13 protein-coding genes are annotated in these 17,169 nt (G+C 70.7%); 12 read left to right on the top strand and 1 reads right to left on the bottom strand.

Annotated features, from left to right (window positions below):
* The first annotated feature begins 67 nt into the window (after nucleotides 1–67).
* The 5 genes from yajC to JOE61_RS01615 all read left to right on the top strand — a co-directional run bounded on the left by yajC (nucleotide 68) and on the right by JOE61_RS01615 (nucleotide 6,280).
* On the top strand, nucleotides 68–367 hold the full coding sequence (gene yajC / locus JOE61_RS01635; protein ID WP_307822753.1) for a preprotein translocase subunit YajC: 300 nt from the start codon (nucleotides 68–70) through the stop codon (nucleotides 365–367).
* Nucleotide 368: 1 nt separating this feature from the next.
* Nucleotides 369–2,126, top strand: coding sequence for a protein translocase subunit SecD (secD, locus tag JOE61_RS01630; protein ID WP_307822752.1), 1,758 nt, complete (start codon nucleotides 369–371; stop codon nucleotides 2,124–2,126).
* Nucleotides 2,126–3,376 (top strand): protein translocase subunit SecF, encoded by a 1,251-nt coding sequence (secF, locus tag JOE61_RS01625; RefSeq protein WP_193669353.1) that lies wholly within the window; start codon nucleotides 2,126–2,128, stop codon nucleotides 3,374–3,376. Before secD ends, secF begins: the two co-directional genes overlap by 1 nt.
* Complete coding sequence (locus JOE61_RS01620; protein WP_193669354.1) at nucleotides 3,373–3,945, top strand: adenine phosphoribosyltransferase; 573 nt, start codon at nucleotides 3,373–3,375, stop codon at nucleotides 3,943–3,945. Before secF ends, JOE61_RS01620 begins: the two co-directional genes overlap by 4 nt.
* A gap of 91 nt (nucleotides 3,946–4,036) precedes the next feature.
* The gene (locus tag JOE61_RS01615) at nucleotides 4,037–6,280 is read left to right on the top strand and encodes a RelA/SpoT family protein (RefSeq protein WP_193669410.1); all 2,244 of its coding nucleotides are present in this window, start codon (nucleotides 4,037–4,039) and stop codon (nucleotides 6,278–6,280) included.
* A 381-nt stretch (nucleotides 6,281–6,661) separates the two neighbouring features.
* On the opposite strand, the gene JOE61_RS01610 is transcribed toward JOE61_RS01615, so the two are convergent.
* Nucleotides 6,662–7,903, bottom strand: a complete 1,242-nt coding sequence (locus JOE61_RS01610) for a DUF349 domain-containing protein (protein ID WP_193669355.1) — start codon at nucleotides 7,901–7,903, stop codon at nucleotides 6,662–6,664.
* A gap of 116 nt (nucleotides 7,904–8,019) precedes the next feature.
* Between JOE61_RS01610 and JOE61_RS01605 the strand changes: the two genes are divergently transcribed.
* From JOE61_RS01605 to JOE61_RS01575, 7 genes are all read left to right on the top strand, one after another.
* A complete protein-coding gene (locus tag JOE61_RS01605) occupies nucleotides 8,020–8,691 on the top strand; it encodes an MBL fold metallo-hydrolase (RefSeq protein WP_193669356.1) in 672 nt (223 codons plus the stop codon).
* Nucleotides 8,692–8,697: 6 nt separating this feature from the next.
* Nucleotides 8,698–10,053, top strand: coding sequence for a histidine--tRNA ligase (hisS, locus tag JOE61_RS01600; RefSeq protein ID WP_193669357.1), 1,356 nt, complete (start codon nucleotides 8,698–8,700; stop codon nucleotides 10,051–10,053).
* Nucleotides 10,050–11,852: an aspartate--tRNA ligase gene (gene aspS / locus JOE61_RS01595; RefSeq protein ID WP_193669358.1), complete on the top strand. Its 1,803-nt coding sequence runs from the start codon at nucleotides 10,050–10,052 to the stop codon at nucleotides 11,850–11,852. Before hisS ends, aspS begins: the two co-directional genes overlap by 4 nt.
* A gap of 232 nt (nucleotides 11,853–12,084) precedes the next feature.
* Nucleotides 12,085–13,068 carry an ABC transporter permease gene (locus JOE61_RS01590; protein WP_193669359.1) on the top strand — a complete coding sequence of 328 codons (984 nt, stop codon included), beginning with the start codon at nucleotides 12,085–12,087 and terminating at the stop codon, nucleotides 13,066–13,068.
* A gap of 62 nt (nucleotides 13,069–13,130) precedes the next feature.
* Entirely contained in the window at nucleotides 13,131–14,894 is a 1,764-nt protein-coding gene (locus JOE61_RS01585) for an ABC transporter substrate-binding protein (protein ID WP_193669360.1), read from the top strand.
* Between the two features lie 148 nt (nucleotides 14,895–15,042).
* On the top strand, nucleotides 15,043–16,050 hold the full coding sequence (locus JOE61_RS01580) for an ABC transporter permease (RefSeq protein ID WP_193669361.1): 1,008 nt from the start codon (nucleotides 15,043–15,045) through the stop codon (nucleotides 16,048–16,050).
* A complete protein-coding gene (locus JOE61_RS01575; protein ID WP_307822751.1) occupies nucleotides 16,047–17,105 on the top strand; it encodes an ABC transporter ATP-binding protein in 1,059 nt (352 codons plus the stop codon). Before JOE61_RS01580 ends, JOE61_RS01575 begins: the two co-directional genes overlap by 4 nt.
* Nucleotides 17,106–17,169: the final 64 nt, after the last annotated feature.

Raw genomic sequence — 17,169 nt, 5'->3', positions numbered from 1 at the left:
TCGCGCGGCCGTCCCCGGGCCAGCTCCCGGCGGTCACCCCCTGTCGTCGTACGTGGAGAGGTCCTTCGTGGAGGCCATCGCCCCCTTCCTGCCCCTGCTGGGCATCGCGTTCGTGTTCTGGCTGCTGATCATCCGTCCGCAGTCCCGGCGCAACCGCGAGCTCGTCTCGATGCAGCAGTCCATCGCCGTCGGTGACGAGGTGATGCTCACCTCCGGCATCCAGGGCACCGTGCGCGGGCTCGCCGAGGACACCTTCGAGCTCGAGGTCGCCCCCGGGGTGGTGCTGCGCGTCGCGCGCGGTGCCGTCGGCCGGATCGTCGCGCGTGACGACGCCCGCGACGAGCCCGCCGGCCCCGAGGAGCTCTGAGGTGGCCCGACGCACCTCCGGCCCCGGCCGGACCCTGGTCGCCTTCTTCGTCTCCACCGCCGTCCTCTTCGGGCTGGTGGCCCTGGCCGGCAGCTGGACGCCCCAGCTGGGCCTCGACCTGCAGGGCGGCACCAGCATCACCCTGCGCGCCGAGGGCGACCCGAGCGAGGAGTCGCTCGAGGAGGCCCGCAAGATCATCGACGACCGCGTCAACGGATCGGGCGTCGCCGAGGCCGAGGTGACCACCCAGGGCGGTCAGGACATCGTCGTGGAGGTGCCCGGCGAGAACCGGCGCGACCTGCTCGACACCGTGCAGCGCACCGCCCAGCTGCGCTTCCGCCTGGTGGCCTGCTCGCAGGTCGACGGGCGCTGCCAGAGCACCACCGGGCTGCCCGACGACATCATCCCGCAGGCGCCGTCCACGAACGGTTCGGGCGGCTCCGACCAGCAGGGCGAGCAGGGCGAGCAGCCCGGGCAGTCCGAGCAGCAGCAGGGCAACAACCGGCCCACGGTCGGCTTCGGCGTCAAGGCCGGCGGCGAGGGCGAGCAGCCCACCGACGAGCCGATCGAGGAGCCCACCCAGCAGGGCAACGGCGGCAACGGCAACGGCAACGGCGGCAAGGGCGGCGACGTCTACGCGCAGTGCGTCACCGCGGCCGCCGACGACCCGCTGACCGACGACCCGCTGGCGTGGATCGACCAGCCGACGTCGGAGTGCGTGGCCGCCTTCAGCCAGTACCAGTGCCCCGCCGACGGCCCGGCCACGCCGATGACCGACGACCCCGACGCCCCGCTGGTGACCTGCGACGAGGACGGCGTGGCCTACCTGCTCTCGCCGGCGATGATCGAGGGCACCGAGCTCTCCGACGCCTCGGCCGCGATCCCTCAGGGCGAGATCGGCTACGTGGTGCAGCTGTCCTTCGACGGTGGTGGCACCAACACCTTCGCGGACATCTCGCGCTCCCTGTTCGGCACCGAGAAGCAGTTCGCCATCGTGCTCGACGGCGAGGTCCTCTCCGCGCCGACCATGAAAGGTGTGATCGTCGACGGCAACGCGCAGATCAGCGGCGACTTCAACGAGGAGACCGCCGGCAGCCTGGCCACCAGCCTGAAGTTCGGCGCGCTGCCGATCGCCTTCGAGGACGACCCGCTGACCCAGGTCGTGGGCCCGACGCTGGCCGGTGACCAGCTCTCCGCCGGCCTGCTGGCCGGCGGCATCGGCCTGGGCGTCGTGATGCTCTACTGCCTGCTCTACTACCGGGGGCTCGGCACCGTGGTGATCGCCTCGCTGGTGGTGGCCGGCGCCGTCACCTACGGCATGGTCCTGCTGCTCAGCGAGACGGCGGGCTTCACGCTGACCCTGCCCGGCATCGCCGGCCTGATCGTGGCCGTCGGCATCACCGCCGACTCGTTCATCGTGCTCTTCGAGCGGATCCGCGACGAGATGCGCGACGGCAAGTCGATGCGTGTCGCGGTCGAGTCGGGCTGGAAGCGGGCCCGCAACACCGCGGTCGCGGCCGACGCCGTCTCGATCCTGGCGGCGGTGATCCTCTACATCTTCGCCGCCGGTGTCGTGAAGGGCTTCGCATTCGCGCTGGGCCTGACCACGATCATCGACCTGGTGGTCTTCTTCTTCTTCACCAAGCCGGCCGTCTCGTGGCTGGCCCGCTTCCCGTTCTTCCACAGCGGTCACAAGCTCTCGGGCCTCAACGCCGAGACGCTCGGCGTCGACCGCGCCCCGGCAGGAGGGACCGCCTGATGGGCCGGTACTCACGACTCGGCAACGCCCTCTACACCGGCGAGCGCTCGGTCGACTTCGTCGGTCGCAAGTGGGTCTGGTACGCCATCTCCGCGGTGCTGGTGGCCGTCGCGGTCCTCGGCATCAGCGTGCGCGGCCTCGACCTGGGCATCGAGTTCACCGGCGGCACGCAGTACCGCGTCAGCGTCGGTGCCGAGGCGACCCAGCAGAACGCCGACGAGCTGCGCGAGGTCGTCGCCGACAGCGGCGTCGAGGGCGCGGCCTCGCCCGTGGTCAGCACCCTGGGCGACGACGCGCTGCTGGTGCAGACCGGCCAGCTCTCGCAGGAGGAGAGCACGACGGTGGCCCAGGTCATCGTCGAGGCCACCGGGGTCGACCCGGCCGCCGACCTGTCCCAGGAGGACATCGGAGCCAGCTGGGGCGCCGACGTGGCCCGCTCCTCGCTGATCGGCCTGGCCGTCTTCCTGTTCTTCGTGGTGCTCTTCATCTGGGCCTACTTCCGCGAGTGGAAGATGTCGGTGGCGGCCCTGGTCGCCCTGGCCCACGACGTGGTCATCACCGTGGGCGTCTACGCCTGGTCCGGCTTCGAGGTCACCCCCGCCACCGTCACCGGCCTGCTGACGATCCTGGCCTTCTCGCTCTACGACACGGTCGTGGTCTTCGACAAGGTGCGCGAGAACACCGCCGGCCTCGGCCGTGGCGGTACGACGTACGCGCGCGCGGCCAACCTGGCGGTCAACCAGACGCTGGTGCGCTCCATCAACACCTCGCTGGTCGCGCTGCTGCCGGTCGGCGCGATCCTCTACGTCGGCGCCGTCCAGCTCGGCGCGAGCTCGCTGCAGGATCTGGCCCTGGCGCTCTTCGTCGGCATGGCGGCCGGCACCTACTCCTCGGTCTTCATCGCCACCCCGGTGCTGGTGGACCTGAAGTCGGGGGAGACCGAGGTCGTGATGGCCGAGCGCCGCGCCAAGGCACGCGCCCGCCAGGGCGACCGCTACGCCGCGGTGCCCGGCTACCGCGACGACCTGCCGCCCGCCGACGAGCCGGGGACCCGCGCCGGCGCGCCGGTGCCGACCACCCTGGCCGGCGAGCCGCGCCAGACCCCGCCGCGCACCGCCCCGCCCCGCGCGCAGGAGCCGATGGGCCGCGGCCGCACGCTACCGACGGCCCGCGGCGAGGTCCGCCCCAGCGGCGCCTCCGGGCGTCAGCAGCCCAGTCGCCAGACCCGTTCGAAGCGGGGCAAGAAGTGAGCCTCGCCGGCGCCCGCGAGGCGCTCGCCCGGCTGGTCCGCGACGTGCCCGACTACCCCGAGCCGGGGGTCGTGTTCAAGGACATCACCCCGCTGCTGGCCGACCACACCGGCCTCGCGGCGGTGGTGGCGGGGCTCGCGCACGCCGGTCGTGACGAGGCCGGCCGCCCGGTCGTCGACGTCGTCGTGGGCATGGAGGCCCGCGGGTTCATCCTCGGCGCCCCCGTGGCGCTCGCCCTGGGCGCCGGGTTCGTGCCCGTGCGCAAGGCCGGCAAGCTGCCGCGCGAGACCCACGCTGTCTCCTACGACCTCGAGTACGGCTCGGCGACCCTGGAGATGCACACCGACGCGGTCGGCGCCGGCAGCCGGGTGCTGCTGGTCGACGACGTCCTGGCCACCGGCGGCACCGCCCGCGCCACCGTCGACCTGGTCGAGCGCTGCGGCGCCGAGGTGGTCGGCGTCGCCGTGCTGATGGACCTGGCGTTCCTGCCCTGGCGCGAGGCCCTGGGCGACGTCGCGGTCACCACCTTGATGAGCGTCGGCGCCGAGCCCTCCCTCGACGCGCCCTAGACTGGTCGCCGTGAGCCAGGACCGACCCGCCCCGACCCCCGAGGCGGGGCCGGAGCGCGTCCACGACGTGGTCCCGGCCTCGGCCCGGAGCATGCGCGCGCGACTGGCCCGGATGGGTCACCGCAGCCCGACGGCCAACCCGGTCCTCGACCCGCTCTTCCGCGCGGTGCGCGCCAACCACCCCAAGGCCGACCTGGCCCTGCTGGAGCGGGCGTACACCACCGCCGAGCGGCTGCACGGCACCCAGATGCGCAAGAGCGGCGACCCCTACATCACCCACCCGCTCGCGGTGACCACGATCCTGGCCGGCATCGGCATGACCGAGCCGACGCTGGCCGCCGCCCTCCTGCACGACACCGTCGAGGACACCTCCTACACGCTCGAGGAGCTGACGACCGACTTCGGCGAGGAGGTGGCGCTGCTGGTCGACGGCGTGACCAAGCTCGACAAGGTCGTCTACGGCGACTCGGCGCAGGCCGAGACGATCCGCAAGATGATCGTGGCGATGTCGCGCGACATCCGGGTGCTGGTCATCAAGCTGGCCGACCGCCTGCACAACATGCGCACGCTGCGCTTCGTGCCGCAGAAGAGCCAGGAGCGCACGGCTCGCGAGACCCTCGACATCTACGCCCCGCTGGCCCACCGGCTGGGCATGAACACCATCAAGTGGGAGCTCGAGGACCTCGCCTTCGCGACCCTGCACCCCAAGATCTACGACGAGATCGTGCGGATGGTCGCCGAGCGCGCACCCTCGCGCGAGCAGTTCATGGCGCAGGTGATCAGCCAGGTCGAGGAGGACCTGCGCGAGGCCCGGATCAAGGCCAAGGTCACCGGCCGGCCCAAGCACTACTACTCGATCTACCAGAAGATGATCGTGGGCGGACGCGAGTTCTCCGACATCTACGACCTGGTCGGCATCCGCGTGCTCGTCGAGGAGGACCGCGACTGCTACGCGGTGCTGGGCATCCTGCACTCGCGCTGGAACCCGGTGCTGGGGCGGTTCAAGGACTACGTCGCGATGCCGAAGTTCAACATGTACCAGTCGCTGCACACCACCGTGATGGGCCCGCAGGGCAAGCCGGTCGAGATGCAGATCCGCACCTTCGCCCAGCACCGGCGCGCCGAGTACGGCGTCGCCGCGCACTGGAAGTACAAGGAGGACGGCCGCGCCGGCGTCGACACCGACCGGCGCGCCGACCAGGCCGCCGGGGCCGGCGACATGTCGTGGGTGCGCCAGCTGCTCGACTGGCAGAGCGAGGTCGAGGATCCGGGCGAGTTCCTGGAGTCGCTGCGCTTCGAGATCAACCGGGCCGAGACCTACGTCTTCACCCCGCGCGGCGACGTGATCGCGCTGCCGGCGGGCTCCACCCCGGTCGACTTCGCCTACGCCGTGCACACCGAGGTCGGTCACCACACCATCGGCGCACGCGTCAACGGTCGCCTGGTGCCGCTGGAGTCGAAGCTCGAGAACGGCGACGTGATCGAGGTCTTCACCTCCAAGTCCGTCAACGCCGGCCCCTCGCGCGACTGGCTGGGCTTCGTGAAGTCGCCCCGCGCGCGCAACAAGATCCGCCAGTGGTTCACCAAGGAGCGGCGCGAGGAGGCGATCGAGCAGGGCAAGGACCAGATCGCCAAGCTGATGCGCAAGGAGGGCCTGCCCCTCAAGCGGCTGCTCTCGCACGAGTCGCTGACGCTGGCCGCCGAGCACTTCAAGATCGCCGACGTCACCGCGCTCTACGCGGCGGTGGGGGAGAACAACCTCTCCGCCCAGGCCGTGGTCAAGCAGGTGCTCGAGCTGCACGGCGGCGCGCAGGGCGCCGAGGAGGACCTCGCCGAGGCGGTCACGATCACCGGGCGACGAGCCCACCGGCGTACGTCGGGCAGCGGCGACGCCGGCGTGGTCGTCAAGGGGGCCTCCGACCTGTGGGTCAAGCTGGCCAAGTGCTGCACCCCCGTGCCGCCCGACCCGATCCTCGGCTTCGTCACCAAGGGCGGCGGGGTCTCGGTGCACCGCCAGGACTGCACCAACGCCTCATCCCTGCAGACCCAGCCCGAGAAGCTCCTCGACGTCGAGTGGGCCCCGACCACGACCTCGACGTTCCTGGTCAACATCCAGGTCGAGGCCCTCGACCGCGCACGCCTGCTCTCCGACATCACCATGGCGCTCTCCGACGCCCACGTGAACATCCTCTCCGCCCAGCTGGCCACCAGCCGCGACCGTGTCGCCAAGAGCCGCTTCACCTTCGAGATGGCCGAGACCAAGCACCTCGACACCGTGCTGCGCGCCGTGCGCGGCGTGCCCGGCGTCTTCGACGCCTACCGCGTCACCCAGTAGCCGCTCCCCGAGCAGTGACGAGCGCCAGCGAGGAGCGTCGCCGAGACCGGGTGAGCGACGCGCTCGCCGTACGCCGGGTGGTCGCGGGGTCTCGGCGTCGCTCGAGCCTTCGGCCCTCGCTGCTCGCCCAACGGGTGGTCGCGGCGTGGAGTGGTCACAGACGACGCTGGCGGGGGCTCAGTGCTCGTCGTTCGTGACCACTGCGGCCCGGTCGTTGGTCGAGCAGTGACGAGCGCCAGCGAGGAGCGTCGCCGAGACCGGGTGAGTGATCCGCTCGCCGTACGCCGGGTGGTCGCGGGGTCTCGGCGTCGCTCGAGCCTTCGGCCCTCGCTGCTCGACCCACGGCGTTGGCGCGGTCGGCCGACGGCAGAGCGAGGAGGGTCAGCCGCCGTACTCGGCCGAGGCGCGGCGGGCCATCTCGAGGAAGGCATGGCGGGAGGCGAGGTTCTCCTCGAGCTCGGCGACCTTCTTCTGGTTGCCGGCGGCGCGGGCCTTCTCGAGGTTCGTCTCGACCTCGTCGATGGCCGCCTGCAGCTTGGCGACCATGTCGTCGGCGCGGGCGGACTTCTCGGGGTCGGAGCGGCGCCACTGCTCGTCCTCGTGGCCGCGGATGGTCTGCTCGACCTTGCGGATGCGGGCCTCGAGCTCCTTCATCCGCGAGCGGGGCACCTTGCCGGCGGCGTCCCAGCGGTCGGCGATGTCGCGGAAGGCGCGCTTGGCGGCCTCGATGTCGCCGCTCTGCTCCAGCGCCGGCAGCAGCGCCTCCGCCTCGACGAGCAGCGCGTCCTTGACCTCGGCGTTGGCGGCGAACTCCTCGTCGAGGGCGGCGTTGGCGGCGTCGCGGGCACCGAAGAAGTGGTCCTGGGCGCCGCGGAAGCGCTTCCAGAGCTTGTCGTCGATGTCCTTGGGGGCCGGGCCGGCGGCCTTCCAGTCGCGCATCAGGTCGCGGTAGCGGCCCGCGGTCGGGCCCCAGTCGGTGGAGTCGGCCAGGGCCTCGGCCTCGACGGCCAGGCGCTCCTTGACCGCCTTGGCGCCCTCGCGCTGCTCGTTGAGCTGGGCGAAGTGGGCCTTGCGGCGACGGGTGTAGCTCGTGCGGGCGGTGGAGAAGCGTCGCCACAGCGCGTCGTCGGAGGCGCGGTCGATGCGCGGGATGGCCTTCCACTGCTCCAGCAGGTCGCGCAGCCGGTTGGCGCCGTGGCGCCAGTCGTCGCTCTCGGCGAGCTTCTCGGCCTGGGCGACCAGCTTCTCCTTGGCCGCACGCGCCTCGGCGCTGCGCTTCTCCTTCTCCGCACGCCGGGCGTCGCGCTGGATCGCCAGGATCGGCGCCAGCGCGTCGAGGCGGGCCTCGAGTCCGGCGAGGTCGCCCACGGCGTTGGCCTCGTGGACCTGGGCGCGCACCGTGCGCACCGACTCGGCGGCCTCCTCCGGCGACATCACCCCGGAGTTCACGCGCTTCTCGAGCAGCTCGACCTCGAAGGCCAGCGCGGCGAAGCGCTCGGTGAAGAAGGCGAGCGCCTCCTCGGGCGTGCCGGCGGGGTAGGACCCCACCGACCGCTCGCCGTCGCTGGTGCGGACGTAGACGGTCCCGTCGTCGGCGACGCGTCCCCACTGGTGGCTCGTCACAAAGATTCCCTGTGTCCTCGGTGCCCCGGTGCGAGAGGCAGGTGCAGATGTGAGGTCACATGCTAGTGGCGCGGTCCTGGTTCGGCTCCCGGCGCCCCGGTCGATAGTGTGGCGCCGTGTTCATCGCCGGCTTCCCCGCAGGTCCCTGGGGCACCAACTGCTACGTCGTCGCCACCGGTCCGGGCTCCGAGTGCGTGGTGGTCGACCCGGGCAAGGACGCCGCCCAGGGCGTCGCCGAGGTGGTGCGCGAGCACCGGCTCAAGCCGGTCTCGGTGCTGGTCACCCACGGCCACGTCGACCACATGTGGTGCGTGGCCCCCGTGGCCGGCAGCTACGACGCCACGGCGTGGATCCATCCCGCCGACCGGCACCTGCTCACCGACCCGATGGCCGGCATGTCTCGCGAGACCACCCAGATGCTGCTGGGCGGCTCCTACGAGTGGGCCGAGCCCGACGACGTCCGCGAGCTCTCCGACACCCAGGTGCTCGAGCTGGCGGGGCTGCGCTTCGTCGTCGACCACGCGCCGGGCCACACCGAGGGGTCGGTCACCTTCCGCACGCCGTACGACGCGCAGGACGTCTCCGAGGTGATGTTCTCGGGCGACCTGCTCTTCGCCGGCTCCATCGGGCGCACCGACCTGCCCGGCGGCGACCACCCCACGATGCTGCGCAGCCTGGCCTCGAAGGTGCTGCCCCTGGCTGACGACATCGTGGTGCTGCCCGGCCACGGCGAGCAGACCTCCATCGGTCGCGAGCGCGCGACCAACCCGTACCTGCAGGACCTCTGAGGACACATGAGCGCCAAGATCCGCCCGCTGAGCGGGTTCCCTGAGCTGCTGCCCGAGCAGCGCGTCGTCGAGCAGCAGGTCATCGACACCCTGCGCCACACCTTCGAGCTGCACGGCTTCGCAGGCATCGAGACCCGCGCCGTCGAGCCCCTCGACCAGCTGCTGCGCAAGGGCGACACCTCCAAGGAGGTCTACCTGCTGCGCCGGCTGCAGGAGGAGTCGCCCGAGGGTCACGCCGGCCTCGGGCTGCACTTCGACCTGACCGTCCCCTTCGCCCGCTACGTCCTCGAGAACGCAGGCAGGCTGGAGTTCCCGTTCCGGCGCTACCAGATCCAGAAGGTGTGGCGCGGCGAGCGGCCGCAGGAGGGTCGGTTCCGGGAGTTCACCCAGGCCGACATCGACATCGTCGGGCGCGACACCCTGGCCTTCCACCACGACATCGAGGTCACCCGGGTGATGCTCGACGCCCTGTCGCGTCTCGAGCTGCTGCCCGGCTTCCGGCTCCAGGTCAACAACCGCAAGCTGATCCAGGGCTTCTACGCGGGGTCGGGCATCGACGACGTCGACGAGGTGATGCGACTGGTCGACAAGCTCGACAAGCTGCCGGTCGACCGGGTCCGCGCCATGCTCGTGGACGAGGCCGGGGTCACCGACGACCAGGCCGAGCAGGTCCTGGCTCTGGCCGCGATCCGCAGCACCGACGCCTCGTTCGTCGAGCGCGTCCGCGCCCTGGGCGTGGAGCACCCGCTCCTCGACGAGGGGCTCACCGAGCTCGAGGCGCTCGTGGCGGGCTGTGCCGGCCTGGTCGACGACCGGGTCCGCATCGAGGCGGACCTGTCGATCGCCCGCGGGCTCGACTACTACACCGGCACCGTCTTCGAGACGCGGCTCGACGGGCACGAGTCCCTGGGCTCGATCTGCTCGGGTGGCCGCTACGACGCCCTGGCCAGCGACGGCCGCACCACCTACCCCGGCGTCGGCATCTCACTCGGCCTGAGCCGGGTGGTGGTCACCCTGCTGGCCCGCACCGGCACGACGGCCGACAGGTCGGTGCCCAGCGCGGTGCTGGTGGCGCTCAACGACGAGGAGTCGCGTCCCGACGCCGACGAGGTCGCCGCGGCCCTGCGCTCGCGCGACATCGCCTGCGAGGTGGCGGCGAGCGCCGCGAAGTTCGGCAAGCAGATCCGCTACGCCGAGCGACGCGGCATCCCCTTCGTCTGGTTCGCCGGCGAGTCCGGCCACCAGGTCAAGGACATCCGCACGGGGGAGCAGGTGGACGCCGATCCGGCCACCTGGGCCCCGCCCTCCGACGACCTCCGACCGAAGGTCGTCTCCCGCACAGATCAGGAGCAGAAGCAGTGATCCGCACCCATGACGCCGGCGCCCTCCGCGCCGAGCACGTCGGCCAGACCGTCACCCTCGCCGGGTGGGTGGCGCGGCGGCGCGATCACGGCGGGGTCGCCTTCCTCGACCTGCGCGAGGCCAGCGGCGTCGTGCAGGTGGTCGTGCGCGACGAGGCCGTGGCCCACCAGCTGCGCAACGAGTACTGCATCAAGGTGACCGGTGAGGTCGGCCTGCGCCCCGAGGGCAACGCCAACGCCAACCTGCCCACCGGTGAGATCGAGGTCGTCACCACCGACCTCGAGGTGCTCAGCGCCGCCGCGCCGCTGCCGTTCCCCATCGACGAGCACGTCGAGGTGGGGGAGGAGGTGCGGCTCAAGCACCGCTACCTCGACCTGCGCCGCTCGGGGCCCGCGCACGCGCTGCGCCTGCGCAGCAAGGTCAACAAGGCCGCGCGCGACGTGCTGGACCGCCACGCCTTCGTCGAGGTCGAGACCCCGACCCTGACTCGCAGCACGCCCGAGGGCGCCCGCGACTTCCTGGTCCCGGCCCGCCTGCACCCCGGCAGCTGGTACGCCCTGCCGCAGAGCCCGCAGCTCTTCAAGCAGCTGCTGATGGTCGGCGGCATGGAGCGCTACTACCAGATCGCGCGCTGCTACCGCGACGAGGACTTCCGCGCCGACCGCCAGCCCGAGTTCACCCAGCTCGACATCGAGATGTCCTTCGTCGAGCAGGAGGACGTGATCGCGCTGATGGAGGACGTCCTCTCGGCGATGTGGGCGCTCATCGACGTCGAGATCCCGCGCCCGATCCCGCGGATGACCTACGCCGACGCGATGGCGCGCTACGGCTCCGACAAGCCCGACCTGCGCATGGGCCAGGAGCTGGTCGAGTGCACCGACTACTTCGCCGAGACCCCGTTCCGGGTCTTCCAGGCCGAGTACGTCGGCGCCGTGGTCATGCCCGGCGGCGCCTCGCAGCCGCGCAAGCAGCTCGACGCCTGGCAGGAGTGGGCCAAGCAGCGCGGCGCACGCGGCCTGGCCTACGTGCTGGTCGGCGAGGACGGCACCCTCGGGGGTCCGGTCGCCAAGAACCTGACCGACGCCGAGAAGGACGGCCTGGCCGCCCACGTGGGCGCCCAGCCCGGCGACTGCGTCTTCTTCGCGGCCGGTGCCACCAAGTCGAGCCGGGCACTCCTCGGCGCGGCGCGCCTCGAGATCGGTCGCCGCTGCGACCTGATCGACGAGTCGGCCTTCGCCTTCACCTGGGTCGTCGACGCGCCGCTCTTCGAGCCGGCCAGCGAGGCGGTCGCCAGCGGCGACGTCGCCGTGGGCGCGGGTGCGTGGACCGCGGTCCACCACGCCTTCACCAGCCCGCAGCCGGAGTTCATGGACTCCCTCGAGTCCGACCCGGGTGCCGCGCTGGCCTACGCCTACGACATCGTCTGCAACGGCAGCGAGCTGGGCGGCGGGTCGATCCGTATCCACCGCGAGGACGTGCAGAAGCGTGTCTTCTCGGTGATGGGCATCGGCGAGGAGGAGGCGGCCGAGAAGTTCGGCTTCCTGCTCGACGCGTTCAAGTACGGCGCGCCCCCGCACGGCGGCATCGCGGTGGGCATGGACCGCATCGTCGCGATCCTCGCGGGCGCCGACTCGATCCGCGACGTCATCGCCTTCCCCAAGTCCGGCGGCGGCTTCGACCCGCTGACCGCCGCTCCCGCGCCGATCACCCCGGAGCAGCGCGCCGAGGCCGGGGTCGACGCCGAGCCCGAGCCCGGGGACACCGACGCGGACGAGAGTGACGGGGCAGCCCCGGCCTGAGCCCCTCGCGACCGGTCGTCGACGACCCCCCTGCGCCCCGGGCGCAGGGGGGTCGTGGCGTCTCGGGGGTCGAGACCAGATCGTTACTCCCGAGTGACCGACGACGCGTCACGTGTCACATAGAGTCCCCTTCGGCGCGCAGGGAGCGCGCGCCGGGAGACCCCCGGCGAACCAACCAGATGGGGTGAGCATGTCGTCGGCACAGACCGCCGGACCCGAGACGCTGGGTCACATGAGCGACGAGCCCCAGGGCAAGGACCCGAGCACCAAGAAGGCGAAGTCGATCACCGGCAAGTCGCCGATGCGGATCGCGATGGGTCGCCTGATGCGCGACAAGATCGCTGTCGTCTGCCTGGCCACCGTGGTCTTCTTCGTGCTCATCGCGGTGTTCTCCGGAGCCCTGCAGCGGCTCTTCGGTGTCGACACCGACACGGTGCTGCCCAGCCAGTTCCTCGACCTCGACGGCGTCCCGCGTCCCGAGTACGGCCCGCCCTACGGCGCGTTCACGATGGAGCACCCGTTCGGCATCGCGCCGCGCACCGCGACCGACAACCTGGCCTTCTGGCTCGAGGGCGCTCGCAACTCCCTGCAGATCGCGACCCTGGCCACGATCGTGGCCACCATCGTGGGCATCACGCTGGGCCTGCTGGCCGGCTTCCTCGGCGGCGTCGTCGACAAGATCATCTCCTTCGCCACCGACTTCTTCCTGACGCTGCCGTTCCTGCTGGCCGCGCTGACCATCGCCCCCATCGTCAGCGAGCGCTTCCAGGACAATCCCAACTACGTGACCATCCAGGTCACCCAGCTGGTGCTGGTGCTGGCCTTCTTCGGCTGGATGGGCCTGGCCCGCCTGATCCGCGGCGAGGTGCTCTCGCTGCGCGAGCGCGAGTTCATCCAGGCCGCCCGCGTGCTGGGCATGCCCACCCACCGGGTGCTGCTACGCGAGCTGATGCCCAACCTCGCCGCCCCCATCGTGGTCAGCACCTCGCTGATGCTGCCGGCCTTCGTCTCCGCCGAGGCGGGCCTGGCCTTCCTCGGCATCGGCATCACCTCCCGGCCCTCGTGGGGCCAGACGCTGACGCAGGCGACCAGCTTCTTCAACGACTACTCCCTCTACCTGTGGCAGCCGCTGCTCGGCATCGTGGCGCTCGTGCTGGCACTCAACCTCTTGGGCGACGCGGTTCGTGACGCGCTCGACCCGAAGACCCGTCGCTGACGGGGCTCGACGTGGTGCGAATCCTCCTCGCGCCACGACCAAGTAACAGGAAAGGCTGGACAATGAGACGGACCAAGCCGCTGGCGGTTGTCGCCGGCGCTGCGCTGTTGACCCTCGCCGCGTGTGGTGGCTCGGGCGACGGTGGCGAGACCAACGCGGGTGAGCGCGAGTTCGACAACGCCTCCGAGACCATCGACAAGGACCCCGAGGCCCAGGGCCCGGCCGAGGACATCGAGGGCGCCACCGCTGGTGGCACCATCACCGTCTTCCTGCCCGGCGACCCCGGCCCGGACGACCTCGACCCCACCAACGGCTGGTCGGTCACCGGCAACTCGATCCAGCAGGCGCTGACCAGCCGCTCGCTGACGCAGTACAAGCGTGACCCCGAGTCGAGCACCGGCGAGATGATCCTGGTCCCCGACCTGGCCGTCGACCTCGGTCAGCCCAACGAGGACTTCACCGAGTGGACCTTCGAGATCCGCGACGACGCCACCTGGGAGGACGGCTCCCCGATCACCGCGGAGGAGGTCGCCTGGGGCATCAACCGGTCGATGGACTCCGAGCAGTTCCCGTCGGGTCCGGGCACCGAGTACTCCCAGCAGTACTTCCTGGGTGCGGGCGAGTACGAGGGCCCCTACACCAGCAAGAACGCCGACTGGGAGGGTGTCGAGTTCGACAACGACGCCTCGACCGTCACCATCAAGATGGCCAAGACCTTCCCCGACATGGACTACTGGGGCGCCTTCATGGCGATGGGCCCGGCTCCGCTCGGCAAGGAGAGCCAGCCCCCGGCCTACGGCCAGAACATCAAGTCGAACGGCCCCTACAAGGTCGACTCGTTCCGCCCCGGCGACGAGCTGGTGCTGGTCAAGAACGACCAGTGGAACCCCGAGTCCGACCCGGCGCGCCACCAGTACGCCGACAAGTGGGTCTTCAAGTTCAACGCCGACGGCGACCAGACCGACCAGATCATGCTCAGCGACAACACCGAGTCGCAGACCGCGCTGTCCACCCAGCTCGGCTCGAGCAGCTACACCGACGGCTCCGACGTCCTCGGCGACCGCCTGGTGCAGCAGTCCTCGCAGTGCACCAGCTTCCTGTACCCCGACTACGAGTCGACGGACCTGAACTGGCGCAAGGCCGTGGCCTACGCCTACCCCTACGAGGACGCGTGGCAGGCCGGCGGTGAGGTGCCGGGCGTGACCCGCGTGCCCGCCAACTCGATCATGCCCCCGGGCATGTCCGGCAAGAGCGACTACTTCGTCGACGGTGAGCAGTTCACCTTCGACCCGGAGAAGGCCAAGGAGCTCCTGGCCGAGTCGGACACGCCGGCCGAGATCTCGATGATCTACTACGAGGCCGACCCGCTGTCCGTCGCGACGCAGAAGGTCATCACCGAGGGCTTCGAGCAGGCCGGCTTCACGGTCGACGCGAAGGGCACCCAGGAGTCGCCGTACTCCACCTGGACCAACCCGGACGACAAGCGCAACCAGAGCCTGAACCTGCGTGGCGTCAACTGGTGCTCGGACTGGCCCTCGGGCCTAACCATGGTCCCGCCGCTGACCCGCACCGGCGCGACCTACAACACCGGTTTCTTCTCCGAGCAGTCGGTGGACGACCGCATGGACGAGATCCCGACCCTGGACCTCGAGGAGCAGGCCGAGGCCTGGGGCCAGCTCGACGAGGACCTGTCGACCGAGTTCTTCCCGATCATCCCGACCGCGTTCCGCAACGACCTCTACGCGTTCGGTTCCAAGATCGGCAACCCGACCGGTGACGGCTCGATCGGTGCCCCGAACTACAAGGACCTCTTCGTGATGCAGTGATCGACCCCGTCGATCAGCACCACGTGAGCCCTTCGGTTCACCGCACCACCGGCTAGTGCACGACCAATAGCACGACAGTGGCGGGGACCCCCGAGACCCGGGGGTCCCCGTCGCCCCGCACGACCTCCCCACGGAAGAGAGATCCTCGATGTTCGCCTACGTCGTCAAACGGCTCCTGGCCGGTGTGCTGGTGCTGTTCCTGGTGTCGATGTCGATCTTCCTGCTCTTCTGGTACGGGCCCAACGAGCCCGCCCGGGTCATGTGCGACACCAAGACCTCCAACCGCTGCAACGCCGAGCGCCTCGACCGCTTCACCGAGGAGCTGGGCTATAACAACGCCTGGTACGCCGAGTACGGCGACTACGTCAAGGGCGTCTTCGTCGGGCGCGACATCACCGTCGCCGCCCAGACCACCCGCTGCGACGCGCCCTGCTTCGGGCTCTCCTACAAGAACGGCAAACCCGTCTGGGAGGACATGAAGGACCGCCTGCCGGCGACCTTCTCCGTGGCCATCGGCGGCGCGACCCTCTACCTCCTGCTCGGAGTGCCACTAGGGGTGGCGGCCGCGCGAAGACGCGGCACCGTGCAGGACAAGGCGCTGGTCTCCAGCTTCCTGTTCCTCAGCTCGGTGCCGTACTACCTCTTCGCCCTGCTGACCTGGCTGTTCTTCTCCCTGAAGTGGGAGGTGCCGATCATCGGCAACACCGGCTACGTGCCGTTCACCGACTCACCAACGGGGTGGTTCGGCGGGCTGGCGCTGGCCTGGATCTGCCTGGGCATCTTCGGCTGCACCCAGTACACCCGCTACGCCCGCGGGGCGATGGTCGAGGCGCTGAGCGAGGACTACATCCGCACCGCCAAGGCCAAGGGGCTGCCCACCCGCACCGTGGTCTACAAGCACGGCCTGCGCGCCGCGCTGGTGCCGATCGTGACGATCTTCGGCATCGACTTCGGCACCCTGCTGGCCGGTACGATCTTCACCGAGCGCATCTTCGACATCGAGGGCATCGGCCTGTGGAGCCTGCGTGCTGTGATTCAGCGCGACCTGCCGATCGTCTCGGCCACCGCGCTCTTCAGCGCCGTCGTGCTGATCCTGGCCAACCTGATCGTCGACCTCGTCTACTCCGTCCTCGACCCGAGAGTGAGGCTCTCGTGAGCGCCACCGAACCGTTCCTCGTGGTGGAGGACCTCACGGTCCGCTTCCCGACCGAGGACGGCATGGTCACGGCCGTGCAGGACCTCAGCTACTCCGTGGAGCAGGGCAAGACCCTCGGCATCGTGGGGGAGTCGGGCTCCGGCAAGTCGGTCTCCTCCATGGCCGTCCTGGGCCTGCACGACGCCCGCACCGCCCGCATCACCGGCTCGATCCGCGTCGACGGCCAGGAGGTCGTGGGCCTCAACGAGGCGGGGCTGCGCAAGCTGCGCGGGCGCCAGATCGCGATGATCTTCCAGGACGCCCTGGCCGCGCTGCACCCCTTCTACAAGATCGGCGGCCAGCTCGCCGAGGCCTACCTGGTCCACCACCCCAAGGCCACCAAGCGCGAGGCCCGCCGCAAGGCCGTGGAGATGCTCGACCGCGTCGGCATCCCGCAGCCCGACCGCCGCGTCGACGACTTCCCCCACCAGTTCTCCGGCGGCATGCGCCAGCGCGCGATGATCGCGATGGGGCTGATCAACGACCCGTCGCTGCTGATCGCCGACGAGCCGACCACCGCGCTCGACGTGACGGTGCAGGCGCAGATCCTCGACCTGCTCCAGGACCTGCAGAGCGAGTTCAACTCCGCGGTCATCATCATCACCCACGACCTCGGCGTGATCGCCGAGATGGCCGACGACGTGCTGGTCATGTACGCCGGTCGCGGCGTGGAGTACGGCCCGGGCAAGGAGATCCTGACCCGGCCGCAGATGCCCTACACCTGGGGCCTGCTCTCCTCGGTGCCCGACGTCACGGGTGACACCGACTCCAAGCTGATCCCGATCCCCGGCAACCCGCCGAGCCTGCTCAACCCGCCGACCGGGTGCGCCTTCCACCCCCGCTGCGTGCACTCCGACAAGGTCGAGGGCGACCTGTGCGCCACCACGATGCCCGCCTTCGAGCAGGGCAACAGCGGCGTCGGACACCTCAAGCGCTGCCACCTGCGCGACCCCGAGGTGATCTTCGAGCGCGAGGTCCTGCCCGTCATCGCCCCTGAGCTGCTCGAGGAGAAGTGATGTCGAACATCAACCTGGACACCGACCCGGAGCGCAACCCGGACAACCCGGAGTCCCAGCACGC

The sequence above is a fragment of the Nocardioides salarius genome (assembly GCF_016907435.1).
Lineage (GTDB): Bacteria > Actinomycetota > Actinomycetes > Propionibacteriales > Nocardioidaceae > Nocardioides > Nocardioides salarius.
Note: the sequence above shows the minus strand (reverse complement) of the source record. Positions and strands in the feature narration are given on the sequence as shown.